This is a genomic window from Dyadobacter luteus (assembly GCF_003383615.1).
Taxonomy (GTDB): Bacteria; Bacteroidota; Bacteroidia; order Cytophagales; family Spirosomataceae; genus Dyadobacter; species Dyadobacter luteus.
On the sequence record NZ_QNUL01000001.1, the window covers coordinates 516661 to 543042 of the forward strand.

Here is a 26382-nt window from a genome sequence, read left to right on the forward strand (position 1 = left end):
ACAGCCAAACATGAAAAAATTATTAACAAGCATTGTAATCTCTGTCTCACTGTTTTCGGCAGCATATGCACAAGATCGGCAATTCAAATTGTCAAAAAAAGCGGGCAGGCTCATCCTGAATATTTCTGATGTAAGCGTGGAAGGCTATGATGGCAGTGAAATTATCTTTTCAGCGCCCCAGCCCAAAGAAAAAGATGAAAAGGCCAAAGGGCTGACGCTCCTTTCCGGCTCTGGTTACTCAGACAACACAGGACTTAATCTAAGCGTAAGAGATAATGGATCCAATGTAGAGGTGGATTACGTCGGCAAGCAGGAAAAAGTACCCATTACCGTCAAAGTGCCCAACACGATGTCAGTTAAAGTGTCAGCTACAGGCGCTATGAGCTCTGATGGTATTGTGTATGTAAAGGATTTCAAGGGAGAATCAGAAATCAATACCATTTATAATTCAATCTCTTTACAGAATGTAACGGGTCCTATCAATGCGAAAACGCTGTATGGTGAACTGAACGCGAAATTTGCTTCCAGTCTGAAAGGCCCGATATCGCTGGTTGCGGTCAATAAATATATTGATGTCAGCATTCCGGCTGATCTGAAAGCCAATGTTAATCTGTCCACAAGTTTTGGTAATATTTATGCAGCTGAGGGACTTAATATTGTAAGAGAAACAGCCGGCAATAAACAGGCCGGCCAGCAACAGACGGCGTCTTCTGATTCAAAAGAATGGAGCAGGTCTACGAGTATAAAAGGCAGACTTAATGGCGGTGGCCTTGACCTTATACTGAATACAAACAACAAGATCTACCTTCGCACAAACTAGTGCCTTAAACAAATCAACAACTCCTTCCCGGCCTTCCATTTAATTTCATATTGCTATGAGACAGCTACTGCTTTGCCTTTTGATCACAGGAATACAACACAATCTGCTCGCCACTAAACACTGTAAAGAAGCATATTACAACACTGATAACCGGCCAATATTGGTCCCGTGCACAGGCTGTGAACCTACAGCCAGTAGCCAGAGCGGATATCAAGTCTATGAACAGGAAAGTAAATACGGAAACGATTCGACATATAGGATTACAGGAAAAGTTGTTGATGCACAAACCAATGCACCCCTGACTTTGGCAAGCATCAGTTTAATGCAGAATGACAGCAGCTCAACACCTTTGAAAATGGCGCTAACCAACGAGCTCGGAGAATTTGGGTTGGAAGATAATCGCAGCCGGACATTTTTACACATCAGTTTTGTAGGATATGAAAATGTTGTCTTAAAGATCAAAAGACCGGAAGGTAGTGTCCTGTATCTTGGAAATATTAAACTTACAGGCGCATCAAACGTTTTAAACCAAGTAATAGTCAATGCAAAAAAGCCTGCTTTGGAAATGATAACTGGCGGATACAGGTTCAATGCCAGCAATAATATTATCGGAGCCGGCGCAAACATGGCCGAGATGCTAAAGCAGATACCCGGATTACTTGTAGATGATCTGCAAGGCAAGATTGAACTTTTGGGCAAAACGCCTAGCGTGCTGATTAACGGAAGAAAAGTCAACATCACAGGCACGGACCTTCTTACCTATCTTCGGTCCTTGCCTAGTAATGAAATCCTTTCTGTCAATGTGCTTACAAATCCAGGAGCCGAATATGATGCATCCGGTGGCGGTGGTATATTGGACATCCGTTTGAAAAAGAGCAAGCAGGTGGGCTTTTTCGGATCGGCAAGCGCCGGCGTCTCCACGCTGTGGCGGACGGATCAGTCAGTGAACCTGAATTTAAAACTGAATAAAATCGACGTTTCATTGGGCTATAATTTCGGTGCAGGAAAGAATCTTTACCGCAGAAACGACGTGATCAAAAACTACATGCTGGCCGATACGAGTTATCTTTTTTTGCAGAATCAGCGTATGAACGAATTTCAACGCAGCCATTCTATAAGAACCAACATCACCTACAACATAGATACCACCAGTGCGGTCTCAGTCAACTACTGGTATGCACACCTTTATAACCATACTCCAAACCACAGAAATGCGGACATCCTCAGCAGGGGCAGCGAGCTGCAGCGGCGGCTGCAACAAAACGACACTAATATTCTCAACAACGATTTTAAGATCTTAGATGCTGTCTACGATAAGGATTTCGGTGTACAAAATAAGCTTTCTGTCGGCCTGAATTATTCCAGTTATAAAAATCATAGTTTCACGTCCTTTAATCGGCAGGCTTATAATATTGACGGGTCTTTGAGAAACAGTGCTGAAAACGAGAATAGATTTTTCACCGTGCACAGGCCCTACCGGATATGGACTGTGAATGCAGATTATAACAGGAGGCTCAACAGCCACTACGAAATCAAATTTGGCGCACACTACAAAACCGCCCAAACACAAAGTGGCTTCAAAAGTTTTGAAAACCAACAGAACGCAGTAAGCTCAATCGACGATAGGTTAAGCAGCGACATAGAGTACCATGAAAATATTAAATCTGTGTATTCTACGTTCTCTGGTAACTATACCAGGTTTTCCTTTAACGCAGGGTTACGGCTGGAGTCTTTTGATTATACGCTCATATCGCTTACTGACGGCGCGCAAATAAAGAACAAATACACAAATCTATTTCCTAACGCCTCTGTGCGGTACGAATCAAAAAACAAGAATAGCAGTGTTTCCTTGTCTGCTAACAGACGAATCGACCGCCCCGGTTACAGCCTTCTTAACCCTTTTGTAAGAAACGACAATATCGGTTTTGTCAGCAGTGGTAACCCAAATCTTCGGCCTTATTTCACCAACAGATTCGATGTTCAGCTTTCACAAAGTATCGGCAATGATCACTCCGTGATTCTGGCTGTATATACCAGCTCATCAAAGGATATTTTCAGCAGAATCACCAGGTACAATCAGCAGTTGGGCACTCCGGAGATAAACTCTTATAACGATTACAATATCAAACAAGCCGGAAGTTATCTGATGCTCAATAACCGTTTTGGCAGCAAGCTCAATGTAAGCACTTATTTGTCACTACAAAAGCCAGGTTTCAGCTCAAAGGTACCGGCAGATTTTCTGCTGCCAGGAATCACTAATTTCATGGGCAACATCAACGCGTTCGTTAATGTATTGCCAAAGACGACCATTCAGGTTTTCGGCTTTTATACTTCCAACCGACATTCTTTCCAAACCAAAAATGGCGCGACGGGCTATATCACCTTGGGAGCTCAACAGAAAATCCTCTCAGATAAAGTCACTATTGCCTTGAACTTTGAAGATATCTTCAATACCCAGCAGTATCCAGTCTCACTACAAAGTGATTTTCTTTTAATGGAATCACTAAATAAACTTACTACGAGATATTTACGATTAAATTTAACATACAATTTCGGTCAGTCATTCAAATCAAGGCAATCCAGAAAGGCGGACAAAGATTCGAGGGTGAATTAGACTTGATAATTAGAGAAATGGTATTTATGAAACTGCGGGCTCGCAGGCTGTTGGTTTTGCAACGGTCTGCGGCCACATCTTCTTATCCAAATTGCGCAGCAAGTAAAGGATAATGTTCATACAGATAGCCAGTCCGTATGAAAGACCAAAGATCTTGATGGCAGAATACCCATAGTATTCAATGGGATTCTTTGTCGGGCGGTTTAACGGTTTTGATTTCTGGATTTGACTTAATTATTCAGAAAGAGCTGATAAAGATCTTTGTATATGTGAGCCGGAATTCTCTCTGAAACGTCTTTGCACCGAGGGATCGGCAGCCACTTCTTGTCGATTAATAACGCTTTCTTTACAAAAAGCCATAATTGATTACATAGCACCTGTAATTTCTGCTGCGTGGTGAGAGACGACAAATAAAAAATACTTTTAGTCCAAATGTATGCAATCCCTACATGACCTGGGTCAAAGTAAATGCCTCTTTGCCGATACGCTTGACGCTGCGCAAAATGTTGCCATGGCCTATTCTGTGTTCGTCACACCTAAAAATATGGAGTAACTCCACAAGATTAGCTGCCAGACATTCTTCTTACATTGAAATTTGCTGCTAGAATCTAGCTTCTTTGGGTTGATTGACGCGCGATTAACTCTGCTGAAAGAGTGACACTACGGGCGGCAAAATTGGCTTTTGCTATATGTTTCAAAAGTAAAGAACAGCCTTCTCTCCCCACTTGGTATGCAGGTTCTGCAACCGTTGAAAGGGTCGGTGATACAATCTCACAAATTGGATCGTTGGTAAAACCAATCACACCGACCTGAGGACCCACTAAAATGTTTCTTTGTTTTAGGGCAAGAATTGCTCCTATTCCCTTTCTATCATTGACAGCGAAAATAGCGTCAGGTTCAGATCCGATACTGGAGAAAAGAATTTCTATATCACCAACACCGTCTGCCTGAGAAAATCCCGAATGCACTACCATATCAGGGTCATAGCGCATACCGTGTTTTTCAAGCGCATGTATATAGCCGTTTAATCGGTTCTGTGTCAATGATAATTCTTTGGGACCTGTAATATGAGCTATCTTTCTATATCCGCTATGAATCAAGTGTTCAACGGCCATAAAAGCACCATTGTAGTCATCCTGCATCACTTTTGAAGCATCTATATGGGCAGCGACTCTGTCGAAAAAAACAACCGGCAGACCATCATCGATGATCTGACTGAAATGTGCATAGTTGTTTTCGTGTGCGGACACACAAGCCAAAAGCCCGTCAAGACTACTCAGTGACAACTCCTCAACAATTCTTATTTCAGTTTCCTCAGAGTCATTGGTCAGATATAAAATGAGATTAAAACCGTTCTCATTGGCCACCTGCTGGATTCCGGTAATCACAGTTGAAAAGTAGTAGTTGGTAATAGCAGGGAGCAAAACTCCAATATTATGTGTGCTTCTTTTGACTAGACCCGTTGCATTAAAATTAGGCTTGTAATTCAGCTCAGTCGCCATGTCCAAGACCCTCTGACGTGTATGCGGATTAACATCATAAGCATCCCTTAGGGCACGTGAAACGGTAGCTACCGATATATCTAGTGCTTTTGCAATGTCTTTAATAGTGATATATCTGCGACGCATAGAACCAAAAGAATGTAGTAGCTAAAAACCGAAAATACGAATTATCTTTTATTCTGTAACGGGTTTCATTTCCCTGTAAAAGCGATTTTCGAAATTTGTCTGACAGATCTGGCCGTACAACTTCCGTTAACGTTCTCGCTACTTTTTCCTTGGAAACCTGCCTGCAACGCTATAAAAACATCGTAATATTGAACATCATTAAAATATTAATCGGCCAAAAAGGTCTATTATAATATTTTATTTCATCTTTTTTTTCCTCAACCGGCAAAAGACTGAAACCATGTTGCGTAGTATGTCATTCAAAACCATGATCAGACTTATTTTATTTTGGCTCGTAGCTCTCTTTTCTATTAGCAACAGTACAGAATTGACGGCACAATCTACTTCGAAAAAAAACGACAGTCTTCCATCAGTTCTGTCAGGTTTCTACGATGACTTGATCGAAAAAAACTATCTGAGTCAGGCAGCACTCGCTTTCAGAAAACACCAGCTCCCTGACAATGTGCTGGACTGGCGCCATTATAAAAGCACGCTAAAGTCCAAAATTATTGAAAAATCAGCTGCTGTGACCTACCAGAATCTGGCTCTGAACATGCAGCAAACGGGTTTTCATCAACTTAAAAACTACTCAGTACGAAACATTTCTTTTCAGACAAGGCCTTCAGTGCTTGCTACAGCAAACTTGTATGTACCGGACGGCGAAGGTCCCTTCCCCGCCGTACTGGCAATGCATGGTCATTGGCCAGATGGTAAAAGCAACGCGGTAGTTCAATCATTAGGACATACCCTGGCGCTAAACGGGTATGTATGCCTTGTAGTTGACGCCTTTGGAGCAGGAGAAAGAACCACTTTGCATGGCACGCATGAGTACCATGGCTCGAACCTGGGTGCTTCCCTGATGAATATTGGACATACACTGATCGGCGAGCAAATATCAGATAATATCAGAGCAATAGATCTTCTTAGCTCCTTGCCGTATGTTGACCAAAATAAGATCGGCGCTACCGGAGCGAGTGGAGGTGGTAACCAGACCATGTGGTTATCTGCGCTCGATGAGCGTATCCAGGCATCAATGCCCGTAGTAAGCGTTGGATCTTTCGAATCCTACATCATGAAAAGTAACTGTGTATGTGAACTTCTGCCCGGCGGGCTCACTCTTACGGAGGAAGCTGGTGTTCTGGCCATGATCGCTCCTCGCGCACTTCATATTGCTACGGCGCTTCAGGACGCCAATCCCACCTTCACCTATCCACAGATGCTCAAAAGCTTTCAAAACGCACAACCAGTGTTTCAAATGCTGGATGCGTATGATAAAATCAGCTATCAACTCTTCGATACCGGACATGGGTATTGGCCTCAGATGCGGCAAAACATGCTTGGCTTTTTTGATCTGCACCTGAAAGCTAAAGGAACGGGCGCACCTAAACAGGAAATACCCTTTTCGTTACTTAGCAATGAGCAGTTGATGGTCTATAAAACCGGCCACCGTGACAGCTCGGTAATTACAATCGAAAGGCTGGCTCAAATAGAGGGCAGATCACTAATTGACACACAAAAGCGTCTGAACGGATCCGATTTAAAAGCCAGACAACAGCAGCTCCAGCAAATATTGGGCATTTCTGTTCCGCATAAGAGTATAGATGTTCACAGCTATGGTAATACACCCGACGGATGGCAACGTATAGCACTTGAAACATCGGCTCACCAACTACTACCATTACTCTATAAAAAACCTAAGACCGGCAAAAGAAACTACACAGTTATTCTAAATATATCTGGAAAAAATACCTCTAATCTAGACCAGCTTGCGGCTTTGGAAGCCTCTGGCGAGGGAATTATACTGGCTGATCTTTGGGGTATTGGTGAATACTATTCTCAGAGTGCAGCCGCATTTGACAAAAACCTGACCAGATTTCACACCCTCGCCCGCGCATCATTATGGCTGGCAGAGTCAGTGATTGGCCACTGGATTAACAATATTGACATGATCACCGAATTGATCGCAAGCCAGGATAAACTCGCAAGTGTCACTCTACAAACAGAAAAAGAAATAGGTTTAGCGGCGCTATTTTATGAAGTGATCTACCAGAAAGGGTATCAATTGGTACTGCAGCACTGCCCTGTCAGCTACCTATTCGATAGCCGGGAAAACGTAGACTATTTTGGTATGGGCATTCATATACCCGGTATTCTCAAATGGGGAGACATACCAATGGCAGCTGGTATTGCAAAGGGAAAAATTGTATTTGAAAATCCAGTAAGCATGTCAGGCAGACCCATTGAAGCAGACCAACTTCAAGTGGTAAAATCCGAATTCGAGAGGATGTCAAGGCTACATAAAAGAAAAAATCCTGTCACCTTTAAATAAATAAAAATGAAAAAAAGAGATTTTTTGAAACTGGCGGGCCTGACAGGACTGGGACTTTCCCATGCTCCTTTGGCTATAGGTGATGACTTATCCAAACTACCATCTGTCAATAAAGGCCATAAGCAAACCTTTAACATGAGCGGTTACGCTGCCCCAAAGATCGATACAGTCCGTATTGGCTATATCGGGCTGGGCAACCGGGGAGCAGGAGCCATCAAACGCATTATTCATCTTGAAAATGTAAAGGTTAACGCCCTTTGCGATGTTCGTTCACAGCAGTTGGAAGAGGCTGCCAAAGTGTTTGAAAATACGCATCATAAGCCCCAATTGTACGCTGACGGCCCGCAGGACTGGAAAAAGTTATGCGAAAGAGACGATATTGACCTTGTCTATATCTGTACGCCTTGGAATCTGCACGCGCCCATGGCATTATATGCAATGGAACACGGCAAGCATGTGGCCTGCGAGATTCCCATCGCCACGACGCCCGAAGATTGCTGGAAACTGGTACAGACCTCCGAGCGCACTAAAAAGCATTGCATGATGCTGGAGAACTGCTGCTACGATTTTTTTGAGCTCCTAACACTTAACATGGCGCGTCAGGGGTTCTTTGGCGAACTCATGCACGCTGAAGGTGCTTACATTCACGACATCTTTGATTCTCTCTTTGACAAAGACAAACGCTTTGAACTATGGAGACTTAAAGAAAACCAGCGTAATGGAAACCTTTACCCTACCCATGGTTTAGGTCCTGTATGCCAAGCACTTGACATCAACAGAGGAGACAAAATGGACTTTCTTGTTTCGATGGCAAGCAACGATTTTATGATTGCAGACAAGATCAAAACGCTCTCGGCATCAGATCAGGATTTCAAGGAATTTTCCGGTCATAGCTTCAGGGGGAATATGAATACATCCGTGATCAGAACAGCCAGAGGTAAAACGATCATGCTACAGCATGATGTAAGCTCACCACGTCCCTATTCGCGTATCCACATGTTAAGTGGAACGAAGGCAACTGCTCAAAAATACCCTTTGCCGGGAAGAATTGCCAAGGGACATGAGTGGCTGACAGAGATTGAATATCAAAATCTTGAAAAGCAATATGAACCACCCATTATTAAACGGATCGGTCAGTTGGCCAAACAAGTCGGAGGTCATGGCGGGATGGATTTCCTGATGGACTGGCGGCTAGTAGATTGTCTTCGTAACGGTCTGCCACTCGATCAGGATGTTTATGATGCAGCTTCCTGGAGTGTGATAGGCCCCTTAACAGAGCAATCTGTCGCCCAAAGGTCAGCCTCTGTAGACATCCCTGATTTCACGGGCGGTAGCTGGAAAACAAACAAGCCCGTAGACCTGAGCATGAGCAGCGGAGGAAATACCAAAGTAAGAATCTGATAATTTTTTAACCATAAAAATTCCGAACACAAAACATGAAAGTTGTTATAAGTGATACCAAAGAGGAGCTTGGAAAGTTGGCTGGAAAAGCGGCAGCCGACCTGATCCGCAACAGTATTAATCTAAGCGGGCAAGCGAACGTTATTCTGGCTACAGGAACAAGCCAGTTTGACACGCTTAACGAGTTAATAATGCAGGACATTGACTGGTCTAAGGTAACGATGTTTCACCTCGACGAATACATCGGCATGCCCGATTCGCACCCAGCAAGTTTTAGAAAATACCTCAAGGAAAGATTTTTAGACAAGGTTGGCCCGCTTAAAACCAGCTATCTGATAGATGGCACCGGCGATGCCCAGGCACAGATCAACCAACTCGCAGAGCTTATCACAAAACACCCTATTGATCTCGCCCTTGTCGGCATCGGTGAAAACGGTCATCTGGCCTTTAATGATCCGCCTGCAGATTTTCAAACAGAACAGCCCTATCTCATTGTAAACCTTGACCAGCCTTGCAGATTACAGCAAATGGGCGAAGGATGGTTTGCCTCATTGGAAGATGTTCCGCTGCAGGCAATCAGCATGTCAGTTAGACAGATCATGAAGTCCAAACATATTATTTGCTCAGTACCTGATATGCGCAAAGCGCAGGCTGTCAAGGACAGTCTGGAAATGGCCGTAGACCCTATTTATCCTGCCAGTATCCTTCAACAGCACCCACATTGTGAATATTACCTTGACAAAGCTTCTGCAAGTCTGCTGTCAAAGCCTGTGAACTTTTGAAAACCTTCTAAAAACTCAAAGAATGAAAAACCTGAAAGCTGTGTCAGTGAACTCATTGACCCGCCGGGAGACTATTGTGTCGATTTTTCTTATCGGCATAATGTTTTTTATCTTCGGCTTTGTATCCTGGGTCAATTCTATTTTGATTCCGTACTTCAAAATAGCCTGTGAACTTACCAGCTTTCAGGCCTACCTGGTAGCGTTTGCCTTCTATATCGCTTATTTTGTGATGTCTGTGCCTTCTTCCTACCTTTTGAAAAAAGTAGGATTTAAAAAAGGGATGATGTATGGATTCTGGGCAATGGCCCTGGGCGCATTTATTTTTGTCCCGGCCGCTTTAAGCCGGACCTATGAGATCTTTCTGCTCGGTCTTTTTACGATCGGTATCGGCCTGGCGGTACTCCAGACGGCAGCTAACCCCTATATTACTATCCTAGGCCCCCATAACAGAGCTGCCCAGCGCATCAGTATCATGGGAATTTGTAACAAGGCAGCAGGCATACTATCTCCGATTGTATTCGCAGCTGTCATTCTCAGACCGACCGATACAGCGCTGTTCGCACAGCTCGGACTTATGTCTTCTACAGAAAAAAGCGCGGCACTTGACGAACTTATAAGGCGTGTGATCAACCCGTATATCGGCTTGGGGATATTACTTTTTATCCTGGGTATACTTGTTTTTCGGTCCCCGCTACCCGAAATTGACACTGAGCATGAGGACGAGCAGCTGGCTGCAACGAATTCTTCGAAAACGAGCATTTTTCAATTTCCGCATTTGATTCTGGGAGCACTGGCAATCTTTCTTCATGTCGGAACTCAAGTCATTGCAATCGATACAATTATCGGCTATGCCACCTCAATGAATTTGGACCTTCTGGAAGCCAAAGTATTTCCATCTTATACCTTATTCTGCACCATTTGCGGTTATCTCGTCGGAATAAGCCTGATTCCCAAATATATCAGTCAGCTCACAGCATTAAAAGTTTGTACTTTACTGGGTAGCATTTTCACGCTGCTAATCCTGACAGCAAAAGGCGACATCGAATTTCTCGGACACCAAACAGATGTATCTATATGGTTTGTAGTGCTCCTGGGACTTGCCAACTCACTTGTCTGGGCCGGCGTATGGCCCCTGGCGCTCAACGGATTGGGAAGATTCACCAAGCTCGGGGCATCCTTGATGATAATGGGACTTTGTGGCAACGCAATACTGCCTTTGGTTTATGGCTATTTTGCTGACACTTTTTCTTTAAGAGGGGCCTATTGGGTGCTGCTACCTTGCTATCTGTATCTGGTTTTTTATGCGTTTCATGCATACAGAGTCAGAAGTTGGAAGTTTTTTTGATTACTGTCTATTTCTAAATCCTTATATGAAAACAAAAATATTCAATGCCAATCTGGTTACACCACATAGAATAATCCGAGACGGTGCACTTCTGATCGAGGATGGGAAGATTCTGCAAGTGTGTGATGTAAACCCACCAACCCACGATACGTTTGATATCGATGCTCAAGGCAATTATGTTTCTCCGGGATTTATTGATCTGCACATTCATGGAGGCGGAAACAGTGATTTTATGGATGGATCAGTACAGGCCTTTCTTGATATTGCAAACACCCATGCACGCTTCGGCACAACAGCGATGGTACCCACAACACTTACCAGTGAACTGGATGATCTGATCAAAACCCTTGATCTTTATGAACAAGCAAACCGGCAGAATTTCCACGGGTCCAGTTTCCTGGGCATGCACCTAGAAGGCCCTTACTTCGCTCAAAGTCAACGCGGTGCGCAAGATCCGCGCTACATTCGAAATCCCGATGCTAGCGAATACAACAGGATTCTGGACCACAGCTCATCAATTGTCCGTTGGAGCGCTGCACCCGAGCTTGACGGAGCCATCGCTTTCGGCCAGAGGTTGATGCAAAGAGGTATATTACCTGCTGTAGCCCATACTGACGCAGTCTACGAAGAAGTGCTTGAAGCCTTTGATAACGGATACACTTTGGCAACTCACCTGTACTCGGCCATGTCCGGTGTAACAAGAAAAAATGCCTTCCGGTACGCAGGCACGATCGAAAGTGCCCTGCTTTTGGATATGGACGTCGAGATCATAGCCGACGGTGTACACCTTCCCGAGGCTCTGCTCAAACTGATATACAAAATAAAAGGTCCTGATAGGATTGCTCTGATTACAGACGCGATGCGCGCGGCAGCAATGCCGGAAGGTGAAAGCGTTCTGGGGCCAAAGTCAAATGGTCTAAAAGTAATAGTTGAAGATGGCGTTGCCAAACTGGCTGACCGATCCTCCTTTGCTGGCAGTGTCGCAACAGCCGACAGACTTATAAGGAATATGATCAGTATGGCCGGAGTGCCGCTGACAGAAGCCCTGAAAATGATGACACTTACACCTGCGCGCATTATGAAAGTTGATGACAGAAAAGGCTCTCTGCAAAAAGGTAAAGATGCAGATGTGATCATTTTTGATGATAAGATCTGCATTCAGAAAACATTTATTAAAGGTAAAATGGTCTACGAGAAGCAAGCCACCTCAGCAGGGAACGTATATAGACTATAGGTAGTATCATTTTTTGTTCCAGAGCCACTTTACCTCAACCCCCCACCGCTCTGCTCTATAGGCTATTATTTTGCAGATCGGGCAAAGCTTGACAGCATTAATAAATATGGTTAACATACTAGTTTTCAAAAGCTGAAAGCGATTTTGGACGCTTCGTTTCCGATAACGTTCTCGCTGATTTTTATCGCCACCCGGTTGTAAGTACAATCAATATATTAGTCTTTTGCTACATCGGTAGAATATAATTCTGAATAAATCTTAATCCACCATACAATATGAAGACAAATCTATTGCAGATATACAGGTTATATCTGATCCTGATCATTTTACTGTTTTCTTGTAGCCCGCTCGTTGCACAGGACGTAAAAGAAATAAGCGGAACTGTCATCGATGCCGCCGTTCAAACCGCTATTCCAGGAGCCAACATCCTGATTAAAGGTTCAAGCACAGGAGTATCCTCTGACGTCAAAGGTAATTTTACGATTAGTACTAAGCCTTCTGACGTACTGGTAATTTCTTACATAGGTTACCAAACCCAGGAAGTAACAGTCGGAAATCAGACAAAAATCCAGATCCTGCTACTGGGAGCCGCATCTCAGTTGGAAGAGGTAGTGGTTACTGCATTAGGCATTACTCGTGAGAGTAAATCCATTACCTACGCTGCACAGCAGCTATCAAACTCAGACCTTACATCAATCAAGGACCCTTCGGCTAATGTTATCAATAGTTTGAACGGTAAAATAGCTGGTGCAGTCATCACTCCTGCCGCCACTGGTCCAGGAGGCGCAGTCAGGGTCGTGCTTAGAGGTAACCGCTCGATCAGCGGCAACAATAACGCACTTATCGTGATCGATGGTGTGCCGATTGACAATACCATGACAACAGAACAAGGTGGCAGCGGATCTGCCAATACTCCGGCTACACAGCAAAAAAGTACCAGTAGTGGCTATTCTGGTAGCGACGGCGCTGCTAGTATCAATCCCGAAGATGTAGAATCAGTGACGGTACTAAAGGGCCCCGCAGCAGCAGCTCTGTATGGAAGCCGCGCAGCCAACGGCGCTTTGATGATCACGACCAAGCGCGGTAAAAGCGGCAAGACACAGGTGAACTACAATGGCGGCATATCCATAGAAAACCCACTTCTTTTGATGCAACTTCAAAATATATACGGTCGTGGTAACGGCGGGGTAACGGGCCAGACCGCCGCAGGCAGCTGGGGAGCACCCGCCCAAACTTATAAAGACAATGTCAAAAGCTTTTATAACACCGGAACGACATTGAATAATTCTGTGAATATTTCTGGAGGAACTGATAAAATGCAGGGCTATGCATCCTACACTAACAATAGTATCTCAGGAATCATACCCAATAACAAACTTAACAGAAATACGCTTAATCTCAGACTTAACAACGAAATTCTGCCTGGGCTCACTACAGATATTAAAATCACCTATGTGAACCAGAAAATCACAGGAAAACCAAGGCTTGGAGACAACGGTGTTACCAATGAAGCGCTGATCATGCCACGTGATATGAGTCCTGAAGAACTTCAAAACTATGAATCCATCAATCCTGCCACAGGCCAGCCTCAACCTGTCTACTGGACAACAAGCTCTTTTTTTCAGAACCCCTACTGGGATGTTAACCGTACCTCACTTAACGAAGAACGAAATAGAGTCATGATGGTGGGCTCGGCTAAATACCAGTTTACAGATTGGCTGTTTTTACAGGCGCGTTACAGCCTTGACAGGTACGATGATAAAATCACAGGATCTTACCATGCCGGTACACTGCCTGTGCCTACGCTTGCGGGCGGACGTTATCAGGAAAACCACGTTAACAGGTGGGAAAGAAATATCGATGTATTGCTTTCTGGTAACAATACCTTTGGCCCAGATTTCGGTCTGACCTACAATCTGGGGGGGGCAATTTTGAACAACAATGGTTACAATACCCAATCGCTTGCCAACGGGCTTAGAATTCCCAATGTCTTTGATCTGAATTTTGCATCTACGCCTGCTTTTGCAAATATCGTGGCGAGAAAAGAAATTCAATCTGTTTATGCCAGTGCGACGGCCAGCTTCCGTGATCTTATTTTCGTCGATCTGAGTGCTCGTAATGATTGGTCCTCCACACTGCCATCCCCGCACAGCTACTTCTACCCTTCTGTCGGCATATCAACACTTTTGACCGGATTGTTAAAGCTGCCGAATTGGATTAGCTACTCGAAGATTCGTGCGGCTTACACACAGGTCGGTAATGATGCAGATCCTTACCTTCTCAACCAGACATACACCTACGCACAAGGCGCTGGCTCTGGTTTTGTAACCCGTGACCAAACGCGTTACATCAATAATTTGAAGCCGGAGCGAACCAACGCACTGGAAATCGGAACGGAATGGCGTTTTCTGAATGGACGGGTGGGTATTGATGCAACACTCTACAAAACCAATACTGTCAATCAGCTCATATTTATAGGGCTTCCACAACCATCCGGTTTCAATAACCAGTACATCAATGTGGGAGATATACAAAACAAGGGTATCGAATTGATGCTGACGGCCACACCTGTTAAATCAGAAAATATTTCTTGGACTACGAACCTGAATTTTGCAGCTAATAGAAATAAAGTGATAGCTCTTTTGCCAGGTATTCAACAGGCCAGTCTGACCACTGCCACCAATTTTGCCAGTTCACTGATACGCCCCGGTGGTTCGTACGGAGATTTGTACGGATTCATGTGGAGCAAAAACGAACAGGGCCAGCATAGAATTTCTGCCAACGGGCTACCTGTTGTAGACCAATTACAGAAAATAGGAAATTTCAATCCGGATTATACGCTAGGCTGGAATAATCAACTTAGTTATAAAAAACTCAGGCTATCCTTTCTTGTGGACGGAAGAGTGGGAGGAACAATTATATCAGGAACAGATGCACTGCTGGGCTATTTTGGCTTGGCTGAATATACTACAGCCCACAGAGAAGGCGGTCTTATACTGCCAGGTGTCTCACCAGATGGAAATCCTAATGCTGTCCCCATATCAGCAGAACAGTTATGGACCCAGGTTTCTCAAGGCGGAACCAACGCATGGGGTGGATTTTTTGCTTACAGCGCTACGAATTTCAGACTTCGGGAACTCTCGCTGGGTTATGATTTTACCATCGCCAATTCCAGAGTCAAAGCCGCACGTTTGTCTCTGACTGCACGTAACCTGTTTTTCCTCTACCGTGGTAAATCACTGGTTGATATTCCAGGTGTCGGCAAACGTACGCTTCCCGTGGATCCGGAATCTGCTATCGGATCTAGCAACTACCAGGGTATTGAAAGTGGTATAGTACCCTCAACACGCAGTCTTGGTCTTAACATCAACTTCTCTTTCTAAGAAATACTACCATGAAAAAATATTCTGTCATCAGCTCCGTTTTTATCTTTTTGTCCACCTTTTCATCTTGTACAAAAGACTTTGTAGACATCAACACCAACCCTTCTAAACTTACTGTGGTAGGATCACGAGAACTTGGTTTTATGTTCTCCAGGGCACAATCTGCAGCACTTTATCACAGGCCCTACTATCAGACTATTTCTATATTAATGCCTGATCTATATGCTCAATATTATGCTCTGACCACAACCAGTTTTACAACGGACCGCTACGCACTCAATGACACCTGGTTGTCCAGGCCAGGTATTATCACCTACGTCTTTGTTATGCCGCAACTTCAGGCCATCTTCGATGCAACCGATCCCAACTCCGCTGAGTACGCGCTGGCCAGTATTATGAAGGCTTATGTGTTTCACCGCTACACAGATCAGTTCGGACCGGTTCCTTATTTTGGAGCGGGCTCGACTGAAAAAAGTATTGCCTATGACAGCCAGCAGCAGATCTACGATGACCTTTTCAAAAGACTAAATGATGCAGTCCTCAATCTGAAAGCTGCCAGTATTACCAACGTTTTCGGAGCACAGGACTTAATTTTTTCCGGAGATGTTTCTAAATGGATTGCTTTTGCAAATACGCTCCGTTTAAGAATGGCTATGCGCATCTCACAAGTGGACCCGCAAAGAGCCAAACTAGAAGCTGAAGCAGCAGTGGCAGGCGGAGTAATGACTGCCAATACGCAAACCGCGAGTATCGAACGTTCTTTAAACGGGGACGACGCAAACGGACTTGCCTTTAATGCAGCTGCAAATGAATTCAGCATGAGCTCCACAATGGCTTCCTATTTGAAAGGGTATTCAGATCCCAGACTGGCAGTACTCTTTCAACCTGCCATATCGACTGGGCAGTTCAAGGGACTCAGAAACGGCAGTTCGGCAACCGCGATCAATCTGGCTGGCAACAGGCCCTCTCAAACCTCTAACATCGGAACAAAATGGGTGCAAAGAAGTGGTAGTGCATGGGTTGCAAATCTGACTGCCCGTCAAGAGGTGATGCCAGCAGCCGAGGCGTATTTTCTCAGGGCCGAAGGTGCACTAAACGGTTGGAACATGGGAGAGGGAACCGCTAAAGAGTTTTACGAAAAGGGTATTCAGACCAGCATGCAGCAGTGGGGCATCTCAGATAACGCGGCAATACAAAAATATATCACCTCAGACGCTTTACCTGCCGCTCCGGGTGATGAGGCAGGATCTGCAGCAGTGTCGGACACTCCAATCAAATGGGCCGTATCCCAAACTGTGCAAAGAATGCAGATCGGCACTCAAAAATGGATTGCAGTTTTTCCTGACGGTGTAGAAGCCTGGTCCGAATTCCGAAGAACCGGCTATCCTGTGATGTATCCCTTGCTACAGTCAGACAATTCGGACCTTCCTGCTGGGACATTTATCAAACGTCTACCCTATTCATCTGTAGAAGCTACAACCAATGCCGAGGCTTTACAACAAGCCAGACAAATGCTCGGTGGAGCTGACAATGCGGCAACAAGAGTTTGGTGGGATGTCAATTAACTAATCAACCCAGCCATCAGTAACCCATATTACATGTTTAGTCAAAAGCCATTCCTTGCTCAAAAGCATCGACTGGCTTTTTTGTTGAAATATTGGTATATCATTACCTAAGCAATTACATGCGAAAAACAATCGCTGAGAAAATTTAACTCATCTTGGTTAACCAGGAGTCATAGTATATCTGTTTTCGCTGGTTACTGCTCGATCAGAATTATGAACTTTATTATGATCGACCTCTGTGAAAAAACTCTAAAAAAGATTACCCTTATGCCTATCAGCAGCATAACCGGATATTTCGGAGTGGTTGACCACCTTATTCCGTAAAAGATTATTTTAAAGGTCGAACAAGGGTTTACAGATTTTCTTGGAGAAAGCGGATGTAAAATAAAAAATCCCCACAATGCTACACCAAAAAAGTCTCACCCATTGACTTATAATCAGTAGGTGCCCGGTTCGATTACAGGTATAAACACTTGCAAATCAATGTCTTATAGAATTTAGCTAAGTCTTTTTTCATTTATGTGCAATACAAATTTGTTTATTAACGCAATTTCAGCTGAGTATAATGATGAATTTTTATTCCACGAACAGTTTTTTTGATTCGGTAATAATTTCACTTTGATGATTTGTAGGTAGGCTTATCTAGGCTATACCCTGCCAATATCTATTAATTACCCATTGATATTTTGTATTCGGCAATACGTAGAGCCTGCCATTTGATCGATGCTGAGATTTTTGCAAACACTCTCAGCACATAAATTTTTAAATTATTTATTTGTTCGTTATTTTTAGTGTTCGCTGAACGCGAACAAGCAAATAGAACGAACAAATGATTATTGCAGAAAATGAAATTTTCAGGAGGGCACTGAGAAACATATAAAAGGTTTCTTATAACAGCAACCACGACCGCTCGGATTGGGTAGCAGGTGTGAATCTGTACACTGACCAGTTCCGTGAATATCCTTCCGATATTTTTGTCAAGAGGGATTACACACAAAATACCCTCGGCGCCTTTGTACAAAATACCTGGGAAACTACTCCTTGGCTGAAGATAGCAACAGGCCTGCGTGGAGATTATCTATTTGACTATGGATTTGTATTTCTCCCACGAGTTTCGGGCCTATTCTAAATAACGCCTGAATTGAGCTCACGGCTTGGCGGTGGCCTGGGTTATAAAACACCTACGATTTTCACTGAAGAAACCGAACGGAGGCAGTTTCGCGCTGTGTTGCCCATTGGAGCTGACAATAATAAGCTGGAAAAATCTTACGGTGCCAATTTTGATATCAACTATGCCACGCATTTCCGTGAGCGGAGTTTCACTCTGAACCATTTGTTTTTCTACACACGGATCAACAACCAGCTGCTATTGCAAACTCCCAGGGTTGTAGACATCTTCAGATTGATTAATTCTGATGGATTTGCAGATACAAAAGGGACCGAAACATACCTGAAACTTGGCTATGGCGACTTCAAGCTTTTTGTCGGATATACATTTACCGGCGCCCAGCTCGATGAAGGCGGCTCCAAACGTGTAAATCCATTGACAGCCAAACACCGGCTCAACAATGTGCTGATGTACGAAGTAGAAGATAAATGAAAAATCGGACTGGAAGCTTACTACTACAGCAAGCAGACACTCAGTGACGGCACCCTAGGAAGATCCTATTGGATCACCGGTTTTATGGCCGAGCGGCTTTGGGAGAAGTTTTCGTTATTCATGAATTGTGAAAACTTTACCGCCACCCGTCATACACGTTTTGGCTCGATTTACAACGGCACGGTTACCAACCCGGTATTCAAGGACATATATGCGCCGCTCGATGGCCATTGTAATCAATGGCGGTATAAATTTAAATTTATAAATGTGAAAAATTACCATCTCCAAAATCACCAATTTTGCACAGATAAACGTTGATCAGAATGTAATAAGTTAGGAGTGAATAAAATTGCAACTGATTTGAAAATTTCAAAAAATGACGCTTTATAAATATTTCCGCCATAGAGGTGTTAAAATAAATGGAAACTAAGCCATTATTTGTCTGAATGAACTGGATCACCCGCGAACGTCCCAAAATTGACCGGATTGCTTGCCCCTGGCTTATCAAAAGGTTTATTGATCCGGATGCGCAAATATATTACGTCCCATTTGACCAGATCAGGGTAAAAGCCCGTGAGTTGGATGCTACACCTTTTGATATTCCAGATACTGAATTTACGCATTACGAAGACCGATGCACTTTTGATTTCTTCCTTGAAAGGTATGAACTGGAAGATCCTGTATTAAAAGATATGGCAGTAATTATCAGAGGTGCGGACACTGATGATCATTCGTTGGCAAGCCAGTCATCAGGCCTTTGGGCAATTTCAGCCGGACTTGCTTTCAATATCACCGATGACCAGGAACTGCTTGAAAAAGGCATGCTGATTTATGATTCCCTTTACAGCTGGGCCAAACATCTTCAAAAACAAAAGCATACCCAAAGCTCAACTGAAAAACTGCTGCTGACTGTCTTCAATACCTATCTGGACAAACAAAAATCAGAAAAGCTTAAAACGCCGAAATGGGCTAATGAGCTCAAAGAGATTATTCAGGACCAAATTGATACAAATCTCAGTTTAAGCCTGAAAGAAATTGCAGAAGGTTTGCAGATCCATCCTTCCTATGTATCCCGGGAATTTTCCAAATATTTTAGCAACCTATCATTTGGTGAATACATCCGTAAGCTTAGGATCGAAAAAGCAATTGACTTGCTGGCAAACCCGGATCATACATTATCAGAGGTCGCTTATCTTACAGGATTTTCCGACCAGAGTCATTTCAACCGGATTTTTAAAGCACATACCGGACAAAATCCTTCCGTTTACAGAAAAAATTTGCTCAAAAAGTAATCCCTGTACAAATCGTCATTTTCATTCTATCAATTGGCTATTGTCTATGCTAGTATTGCAATCTAATCCGCAAACAGTATGGACAGTAAAAATATTGACATTCAAGATCAACAGATTTCTTATAGCTTGGTCGCTTTGACTAAGTACTTTTTAAAACTAGGCACTTTTGGCTTTGGTGGACCAGTGGCGCTGATCGGCTATATGCACCGCGATTTGGTAGAAGACAAAAAGTGGATTTCCGAAGATGAGTACCGCGAAGGTCTTGCTTTGGCGCAGCTTGCTCCTGGCCCTCTGGCTGCTCAGCTGGGGATTTATCTGGGTTATGTGCATTATGGAATCTGGGGGGCTACGTTTACCGGGCTGGCTTTTGTACTTCCCTCTTTTGTCATGGTCGTTCTGCTCGGGATGGCTTATAAACTGTATGGGGGTCTGGCATGGATGCAATCGGTTTTTTATGGGGTTGGCTCGGCTGTGATTGGTATCATTTCATTGAGCTGTTATAAGCTGACTATCAAATCAGTCAGTAAGCTTGAAATAGAAGCAGTCAAAAGCAGATGGATACTGTGGCTCTTCTTTTTAATCATGGCCGTAGTTACTGCTGTCACCCAGAAGGAAGAAGTATTGCTGTTTATGATCCTGGGCTTTATATATATGGCTGTGAAAGCGCCTCCTAAATGGCTACAACGAAGAGACACATCACTGTCTGTTGTTCTTTTAGCAAGTACTGGTTTCTGGCAATATGAACCTGCTGAGCTTGCCAAACTTGGTTTGTTTTTTACTGAGGCAGGAGCATTTGTATTCGGAAGCGGGCTGGCAATTATCCCCTTTTTGCAAGCCGGAGTTGTTGGTGAAATGGGATGGCTTAACGAGCAGCAGTTTTTGGATTCTGTCGCCGTGGCTATGATCACACCAGGTCCGGTAGTTATTACTGTCGGATTTATTGGTTTTCTGGTTTCCGGATTTGCCGGGGCAGTGATTGCGGCACTGGGTGTTTTCCTTCCATGCTTTGTTTTTACCGTACTACCTGCTCCTTACTTTAAGAAAATATCAAAAAACACCAGTATCAAGGCGTTTGTGGACGGTATTACAGCTGCTGTTGTCGGGGCGCTTGTCGGATCGGTGATGGTGATTGCAACCCGCTCAATCGTTGATATAACATCGGCTATCATTGCAATTCTCACTATATGCGCATTGATCTACATTAAAAAATTACAGGAACCATACGTTATACTGGTCGCGGCAATCCTTGGCTTTTGTATCAAAACATATCTATAAACTGCATTTTAAAGCTCCATGAAAAAACTATTTATACTGCTGTTCACATTCTTTTCATTACCATCATTTGGCCAGAAACAGATCAATAAACAAAGCAGCGTATGGCTGGGTTATTTTAATCAAACCAGGCTTACCGATAAATGGGGAATCTGGCTGGATCTGCACGCCAGAAGGACTGAATTTCTTGACCGTTGGTCAACCCAGATCATCCGGCCCGGGATAACCTATTATTTCAACGACCATGTAAGATTGACTGCCGGTTATGCGTATGCGCGTAGTTTTCCTGCTGCGGGACTTCATACCGTCCGGCCAGAAAACCGGTTGTGGCAACAAGTACTATGGACAAGCCGTCAAAAGCGGCTGCAAACCCAGCAATGGATCCGCATAGAGGAACGTTTCAACCATAAAATTGCCAATGACGCTTTGCAAGATGGTTATAATTTCAATTTCCGGTTTCGATATTTGTTAAACCTGATGGTGCCGCTGAACCGTGATTTTATTGAGCCGAATACCCTGTTCTTTGCATTCAATGACGAGATCCATATCAATGCAGGCAAGCAGATCACTTACAATCTCTTTGACCAGAACCGATTCTTTGTAGGCTTAGGTTACCAATTTACAAAAGGCCTGAATATGCAGGTCGGATATATGAACCAGTTTCAGCAACTACCTTCAGGAAACCATTTCAACAGCAATAATGTGTTAAGGATATTTGTGTTTCACAATCTGGATCTGCGCGCTAACAAGTAATATGACTTCGTTTACCGATAGCAACGTAGCGGTGCTATATCAAAAATTACTATTGTCCCAATTCCAAGTGATTTCAACATTTGGTACTTGCCATGAGTACAATGATCGGCAACAAGGGCACAGACCGGTAGATATGCCCTAAGCCGGAAGATTTACGGTTCGCATATTGGAAAGTTGCATGTAAACGTTTTGTCACAAATCTTGTCAATATTTGTGACGAAACATAAATCACTGTGGCTACCTTAGGAACTGAGAAACAGATAGAAAGAATAGTTAAATCTAAACATCGTGGCACGCTTATGCTCCCCGAAGATTTCTGCTCGTATGGTTCATCTGATGGAGAATTCGGATGACTTGACCAATAGATTCCGTGGCAGATTGACCACCAACCCATTCTTTTATTTAGCGAGTTACAAAACGATCAGTCAGCCATTTATACTGGTCAATTTAATCCGAAATGACATGACCTTACTTCCCGAATCAAGGTGGTCAACGGCCCGGTATTCTTCACAATATGACTTTTCTGTGTTGCGAAAGGTTGTATCAGGCATTCAGTTAATTGCCGTCCCCCGAAGCAGCAACGGAGCTCTGCATAAATTTTACCTCAATTATTGCGATAGGTTCCTTTATGTATCACCTCCAAAATTCATAGCCTGCCTTTCTTAATTAAAACTCGCCCTGAATTCCAGGGGGGAAAGTTTTGTCTTTGATTTAAATAACTTACTAAAAGACTGCGGATGCTCAAAACCGAGCTGGTAAGCGATTTCCCCTATTGTCAGATCACTGAATGTCAACACTTCCTTTGCTTTTTCGATGAGCTTATTGTGAATGTGCTGCTGCGTATTCTGGCCGGTCAGTGCGCGGAGCATGTCGCCCAGGTAGCGGGGCGAAACGTGTAGTTCTTCCGAAAGGTACTGGACACTCGGCAGTCCTTTCAGCAAGGCGGTTTCGTCGTTGAAATAATTGTTCAGCAACTGGTCCAGCTTTTCCAACAATGCATTATTGATCGACTTGCGGGTGATAAACTGACGTTTGTAAAAGCGCTGGCAGTAATTCAGCAGCAACTCCAGCTGTGAAATCAGCACATCCTGGCTCAACTCGTCAATCGCTGTTTCGAGCTCGTCGCCGATGTTCCCCGCAATGCCCTCAATGACTGACTTTTCTTTTTCGGACAAATGCAGCGATTCAGTCACCGAGTAAGAAAAAAAGCCATATTGTTTTATTTTGGTATCCAAGGGATAGTTTCTCAGAAAATCAGGATGGATAAGCAATGTAAATCCAAGCGTCGTTTCGGACACCTGAATGCCCGTCAACGGCTGGCCCGGTGCAGAGAAAAACAGCCCGCCTACCTGAAAATCGTAGGTTGTTTGCCCATACCGCATCCGGCAGCCTGCCGATTCATTGTAGGTGATGTTGTAAAAATCCATGGCAAACGTGTCGGCCAGCATTTCGGCCGTGATCCGCACCTTATTAAAATCGAGCAGGCTGATCAGCGGATGTAAAGGTTGCGGCAGGCCGAATGCGCGTTGCATCTCTGCAATAGAGTGATATACGCGTGGTTTGAGATGTTCCCTTTTCATAATCATATAATTATCTGCCGGCCCAAATCGTTCCCGCCTGCGCCGGCAGACTGTTTGATTTTAAACAGCGGCTAACAATTGTTTGATCGTTTGACGAAAAGCCTCGTCGCCCTTGGCCAGGCGCAGCGCATACCATTCTTTGGCATCCTCGCCGCAGACGTATCTTAACGTGTCGGTACCATCGGTAGCCGCGCCGTACACCACTTCGGCAATTTGCAGAGAAGTCGTCGCGGCTTTGTCAGGTGCCAGCATAGCCGTGAATTTGTTTATCAATGCTTCATAAGCCGGGTGCGAGGCAAACACCGACTTCGCACCGATTTCCGTGGCCACCAATCCGGGCTCAATGGTTTTAATGCCAATTCCAAACTCATTCAGCTCATAGGACAAGCTTTCCGCCCAGCCTTCCAGCGCAAATTTACTGGCATCGTACATCGAGCTAACCGGGAAAGCCATCAGCCCTGCCGAGGAGCCGGTGGTGATAAAAAGCCCTGCTTTTCGCTCGCGGAAATACGGAATGAAAGCCTGCGTCACCCGCACGACACCGAAAAAATTGGTTTCCATTTGCTGTACCGTTTGCTCGTCGGTCATCGCTTCCAATGCGCCGAACAATCCATATCCCGCATTGTTAAATACCACATCAATATCGCCCAAAGCCAGCGCATGTTGGGTGGTTTGGCGGATTTGCGCCGGGTTGGTCACGTCAAGGGGCAGCACGGTTACATTATCGAGCACATTGAGTTCTGTTTCATTTTCAGGCTTGCGCATGGTCGCGATCACCTTCCAGCCTTTGGCTGCAAACAATTTGGCCGTAGCCCTTCCGATACCTGTTGAAGCACCGGTAAGAAAAATAGTCTTTGTCATTGTCTTACTTGTTATTTTCGGGAGACAAATTTACGCGGCATGCGGCTGGTGCTTGTAGCGGATGTGGAGATTGTTGTAGCCAAAATGGTCCTGGCTATCCCTTACTTCTCGCCAGCCAGTGCCAGCTCTTTTTGCATATCTTCACCAATGCCATTCTGAGCGGCGCAGGGCTGGAAATTGACGCTATCAATGATGGCCTAAAATATAATATTGACGTTGTCTCTTACGTAAACAACTAAACCACTATGAATTAAAGTCCATAGTGGTTTAGTTGTTGCTTGTCCACATATTATACGACGTTTGCGTATGGACGCTCTGAGCTGCACGTTAAGTTACAATTAAACGTGCACGGTCCTGCTTTTATTGAACTGAAACACTCCTTCCTATGCTAAAAAGGTCACTGTATAGCCAGCTTGTGATTTACATAAATACCATCGAACAAATTTTCAAAATTAGCGATAACGGACATTTATCTTATACTATGCATTCAGCATAGTATAAGATAAATGTCCACATGTAAAAGATAGTATATATGTGGATATGGGAAAATAAAAATATTTGTATTTTGTTGTCGTGTATATTATATTTGCGACAACATAAATCAAAAACATTATGAGAAAATTGGAATTTGCATCCCTTCAAGTGAGGGATATTGAGGCATCCAAAGCGTTTTATACGCAGAAATTAGGTTTCGAAGATTCCGGAATGCCTAACCCACATGCCTGTGTTTTTCGTTACAACAAAGGTGAGTCAAGTTTTGCCATTCGTACCCCAATTGGTGACCTCGATGGAAAAGAGCTGGGTGTCGGCGTTGCAATCTGGTTCGCAATCGATGAAAAAATCGAGGACCTCCAGGCTCAGCTTCTTGCGAAGGATGTAGCCCTGCTAGGGCCAATTCAGAAAACACCTTTCGGAAAAATCATCGTTGCCAAAGATCCAGACGGATACAATCTTACTTTCCTTGAGACAGTCGAATAGATATGAACCGGGATACAAAATATTGGATCATATCGGCGTCAAAGGATCATGTCAAAAGCGCATTGATGCAGGGGATTGCCCAGACTTGCCACGGCAAGGCATCGCCACTTAAACGTATGCGCAAAGATGATGTCGTTATCTTCTATTCGGGAAAACAAACACTAGGAAAGCCACAGGCGTGTCAGCAGTTCACAGGAATAGGCAGGCTTATCGATGATGAAATCTACCAGTTCCAAGCGTCAGAGGATTTCTGCCCATCAAGACGCAAGGTTGAATTTTTTCCTGGCGAAGATACTTCCATTTTGCCGCTAATCCCTGGACTGAATTTTATTCAGGACAAGAAAAACTGGGGGTATCCGTTTCGTTTTGGTTTGTTCGAAATCGATCAGCACGACTTTGAACTGATTTCTTCACAAATGCTAGAAAAGAGCCATGTCCGAAAAGATTGAATTTCATTTTAAGAAACCCGAAGAAAGCCCGGGTTATCTTTTGGGGCAGTTAACCATGCTATGGCAAAGGAAACAAAAGCGTGTGCTGGATCCTTTGGATCTAACCTCTACCCAGTTTGCGTTACTCTGTGCCCTGGCCTGGGTATCCAGGGAGAGTGATAAAGTTACGCAGGTCGATATAGCTAATCAGGGCAATGCGGACAGGATGATGGTGTCAAAGGTCTTACGGACACTCGAAGAAAAAGAATTCATCACCCGCCATGATCACCCGACAGACACCAGGGCAAAGCTGATTAAGCTGACTACGAAAGGAGAAGTAGTACTTCAAAAAGCCATTATCTGTGTCGAAAACGCCGATTTGGAATTTTTCAACGAATTAGGAGCAGATTTGACTTCTTTTAATTCCACTATGTTGGCACTCATCAAACAAAATACAAAAGACGTCTAACCGGTCACT

At 44.0% G+C, this 26382-nt stretch carries 19 protein-coding genes; 16 read left to right on the forward strand and 3 right to left on the reverse strand.

All coding sequences use genetic code 11. From position 1 onward, the window contains the following. Positions 1 to 10: 10 nt before the first annotated feature. Together DSL64_RS02045 and DSL64_RS02050 are read left to right on the forward strand one after the other, a co-directional pair. On the forward strand, positions 11 to 820 hold the full coding sequence (locus DSL64_RS02045) for a DUF4097 family beta strand repeat-containing protein (RefSeq protein ID WP_115828963.1): 810 nt from the start codon (positions 11 to 13) through the stop codon (positions 818 to 820). A 55-nt stretch (positions 821 to 875) separates the two neighbouring features. Beyond that, a complete protein-coding gene (locus tag DSL64_RS02050) occupies positions 876 to 3434 on the forward strand; it encodes an outer membrane beta-barrel family protein (RefSeq protein WP_115828964.1) in 2559 nt (852 codons plus the stop codon). 608 nt (positions 3435 to 4042) lie between these two features. On the opposite strand, the gene DSL64_RS02055 is transcribed toward DSL64_RS02050, so the two are convergent. Then, positions 4043 to 5062 carry a LacI family DNA-binding transcriptional regulator gene (locus tag DSL64_RS02055; RefSeq protein WP_115828965.1) on the reverse strand — a complete coding sequence of 340 codons (1020 nt, stop codon included), beginning with the start codon at positions 5060 to 5062 and terminating at the stop codon, positions 4043 to 4045. 307 nt (positions 5063 to 5369) lie between these two features. On the opposite strand from DSL64_RS02055, the gene DSL64_RS02060 reads away from it, so the two are divergent. The 11 genes from DSL64_RS02060 (at position 5370) to DSL64_RS02115 (ending at position 22057) form a co-directional block, all read left to right on the forward strand. Next, positions 5370 to 7430, forward strand: a complete 2061-nt coding sequence (locus tag DSL64_RS02060) for a dienelactone hydrolase family protein (protein WP_158547845.1) — start codon at positions 5370 to 5372, stop codon at positions 7428 to 7430. Then, positions 7431 to 8831 carry a Gfo/Idh/MocA family protein gene (locus DSL64_RS02065; protein ID WP_374755817.1) on the forward strand — a complete coding sequence of 467 codons (1401 nt, stop codon included), beginning with the start codon at positions 7431 to 7433 and terminating at the stop codon, positions 8829 to 8831. Between the two features lie 35 nt (positions 8832 to 8866). Further along, positions 8867 to 9613: a glucosamine-6-phosphate deaminase gene (locus tag DSL64_RS02070; protein ID WP_115828968.1), complete on the forward strand. Its 747-nt coding sequence runs from the start codon at positions 8867 to 8869 to the stop codon at positions 9611 to 9613. A 22-nt stretch (positions 9614 to 9635) separates the two neighbouring features. Then, positions 9636 to 10958: a sugar MFS transporter gene (locus tag DSL64_RS02075; RefSeq protein ID WP_115828969.1), complete on the forward strand. Its 1323-nt coding sequence runs from the start codon at positions 9636 to 9638 to the stop codon at positions 10956 to 10958. 25 nt (positions 10959 to 10983) lie between these two features. Beyond that, positions 10984 to 12192, forward strand: coding sequence for an N-acetylglucosamine-6-phosphate deacetylase (nagA, locus tag DSL64_RS02080; RefSeq protein ID WP_115828970.1), 1209 nt, complete (start codon positions 10984 to 10986; stop codon positions 12190 to 12192). A 275-nt stretch (positions 12193 to 12467) separates the two neighbouring features. Beyond that, a complete protein-coding gene (locus tag DSL64_RS02085; RefSeq protein WP_115828971.1) occupies positions 12468 to 15575 on the forward strand; it encodes a SusC/RagA family TonB-linked outer membrane protein in 3108 nt (1035 codons plus the stop codon). 11 nt (positions 15576 to 15586) lie between these two features. After that, complete coding sequence (locus DSL64_RS02090; RefSeq protein ID WP_115828972.1) at positions 15587 to 17140, forward strand: SusD/RagB family nutrient-binding outer membrane lipoprotein; 1554 nt, start codon at positions 15587 to 15589, stop codon at positions 17138 to 17140. Positions 17141 to 18281: 1141 nt separating this feature from the next. Next, positions 18282 to 18740 carry a TonB-dependent receptor gene (locus DSL64_RS02100; RefSeq protein ID WP_115828974.1) on the forward strand — a complete coding sequence of 153 codons (459 nt, stop codon included), beginning with the start codon at positions 18282 to 18284 and terminating at the stop codon, positions 18738 to 18740. A 446-nt stretch (positions 18741 to 19186) separates the two neighbouring features. After that, positions 19187 to 20032 carry a chromate resistance protein ChrB domain-containing protein gene (locus DSL64_RS02105; protein WP_115828975.1) on the forward strand — a complete coding sequence of 282 codons (846 nt, stop codon included), beginning with the start codon at positions 19187 to 19189 and terminating at the stop codon, positions 20030 to 20032. A gap of 78 nt (positions 20033 to 20110) precedes the next feature. Further along, positions 20111 to 21307: a chromate transporter gene (locus DSL64_RS02110; RefSeq protein ID WP_115828976.1), complete on the forward strand. Its 1197-nt coding sequence runs from the start codon at positions 20111 to 20113 to the stop codon at positions 21305 to 21307. A gap of 18 nt (positions 21308 to 21325) precedes the next feature. After that, entirely contained in the window at positions 21326 to 22057 is a 732-nt protein-coding gene (locus tag DSL64_RS02115) for a DUF2490 domain-containing protein (protein WP_115828977.1), read from the forward strand. Positions 22058 to 22719: 662 nt separating this feature from the next. On the opposite strand, the gene DSL64_RS02120 is transcribed toward DSL64_RS02115, so the two are convergent. Both DSL64_RS02120 and DSL64_RS02125 read right to left on the reverse strand, forming a co-directional pair. Next, positions 22720 to 23637, reverse strand: a complete 918-nt coding sequence (locus tag DSL64_RS02120) for a helix-turn-helix domain-containing protein (protein ID WP_115828978.1) — start codon at positions 23635 to 23637, stop codon at positions 22720 to 22722. Between the two features lie 60 nt (positions 23638 to 23697). Then, positions 23698 to 24498 carry an SDR family oxidoreductase gene (locus tag DSL64_RS02125; RefSeq protein WP_115828979.1) on the reverse strand — a complete coding sequence of 267 codons (801 nt, stop codon included), beginning with the start codon at positions 24496 to 24498 and terminating at the stop codon, positions 23698 to 23700. A gap of 612 nt (positions 24499 to 25110) precedes the next feature. Between DSL64_RS02125 and DSL64_RS02130 the strand changes: the two genes are divergently transcribed. Genes DSL64_RS02130 through DSL64_RS02140 form a run of 3 tightly spaced genes read left to right on the forward strand, consistent with a single transcriptional unit; the run spans position 25111 to position 26373 of the window. Next, positions 25111 to 25476, forward strand: a complete 366-nt coding sequence (locus DSL64_RS02130; RefSeq protein ID WP_115828980.1) for a VOC family protein — start codon at positions 25111 to 25113, stop codon at positions 25474 to 25476. Positions 25477 to 25478: 2 nt separating this feature from the next. Further along, the gene (locus DSL64_RS02135; protein ID WP_115828981.1) at positions 25479 to 25925 is read left to right on the forward strand and encodes an EVE domain-containing protein; all 447 of its coding nucleotides are present in this window, start codon (positions 25479 to 25481) and stop codon (positions 25923 to 25925) included. Next, positions 25909 to 26373: a MarR family winged helix-turn-helix transcriptional regulator gene (locus DSL64_RS02140; RefSeq protein ID WP_115828982.1), complete on the forward strand. Its 465-nt coding sequence runs from the start codon at positions 25909 to 25911 to the stop codon at positions 26371 to 26373. The genes DSL64_RS02135 and DSL64_RS02140 overlap by 17 nt, the downstream gene beginning before the upstream one ends. Positions 26374 to 26382: the final 9 nt, after the last annotated feature.

Bases quoted from the DNA above. Each gene is read 5' to 3' on its own strand.
- DSL64_RS02045 (WP_115828963.1), top strand. From the start codon at position 11: ATGAAAAAATTATTAACAAGCATTGTAATCTCTGTCTCACTGTTTTCG.
- DSL64_RS02050 (WP_115828964.1), top strand. From the start codon at position 876: ATGAGACAGCTACTGCTTTGCCTTTTGATCACAGGAATACAACACAAT.
- DSL64_RS02055 (WP_115828965.1), bottom strand. From the start codon at position 5,062: ATGCGTCGCAGATATATCACTATTAAAGACATTGCAAAAGCACTAGAT.
- DSL64_RS02060 (WP_158547845.1), top strand. From the start codon at position 5,370: ATGATCAGACTTATTTTATTTTGGCTCGTAGCTCTCTTTTCTATTAGC.
- DSL64_RS02070 (WP_115828968.1), top strand. From the start codon at position 8,867: ATGAAAGTTGTTATAAGTGATACCAAAGAGGAGCTTGGAAAGTTGGCT.
- DSL64_RS02075 (WP_115828969.1), top strand. From the start codon at position 9,636: ATGAAAAACCTGAAAGCTGTGTCAGTGAACTCATTGACCCGCCGGGAG.
- nagA (WP_115828970.1), top strand. From the start codon at position 10,984: ATGAAAACAAAAATATTCAATGCCAATCTGGTTACACCACATAGAATA.
- DSL64_RS02085 (WP_115828971.1), top strand. From the start codon at position 12,468: ATGAAGACAAATCTATTGCAGATATACAGGTTATATCTGATCCTGATC.
- DSL64_RS02090 (WP_115828972.1), top strand. From the start codon at position 15,587: ATGAAAAAATATTCTGTCATCAGCTCCGTTTTTATCTTTTTGTCCACC.
- DSL64_RS02105 (WP_115828975.1), top strand. From the start codon at position 19,187: ATGAACTGGATCACCCGCGAACGTCCCAAAATTGACCGGATTGCTTGC.
- DSL64_RS02110 (WP_115828976.1), top strand. From the start codon at position 20,111: ATGGACAGTAAAAATATTGACATTCAAGATCAACAGATTTCTTATAGC.
- DSL64_RS02115 (WP_115828977.1), top strand. From the start codon at position 21,326: ATGAAAAAACTATTTATACTGCTGTTCACATTCTTTTCATTACCATCA.
- DSL64_RS02120 (WP_115828978.1), bottom strand. From the start codon at position 23,637: ATGAAAAGGGAACATCTCAAACCACGCGTATATCACTCTATTGCAGAG.
- DSL64_RS02125 (WP_115828979.1), bottom strand. From the start codon at position 24,498: ATGACAAAGACTATTTTTCTTACCGGTGCTTCAACAGGTATCGGAAGG.
- DSL64_RS02130 (WP_115828980.1), top strand. From the start codon at position 25,111: ATGAGAAAATTGGAATTTGCATCCCTTCAAGTGAGGGATATTGAGGCA.
- DSL64_RS02135 (WP_115828981.1), top strand. From the start codon at position 25,479: ATGAACCGGGATACAAAATATTGGATCATATCGGCGTCAAAGGATCAT.
- DSL64_RS02140 (WP_115828982.1), top strand. From the start codon at position 25,909: ATGTCCGAAAAGATTGAATTTCATTTTAAGAAACCCGAAGAAAGCCCG.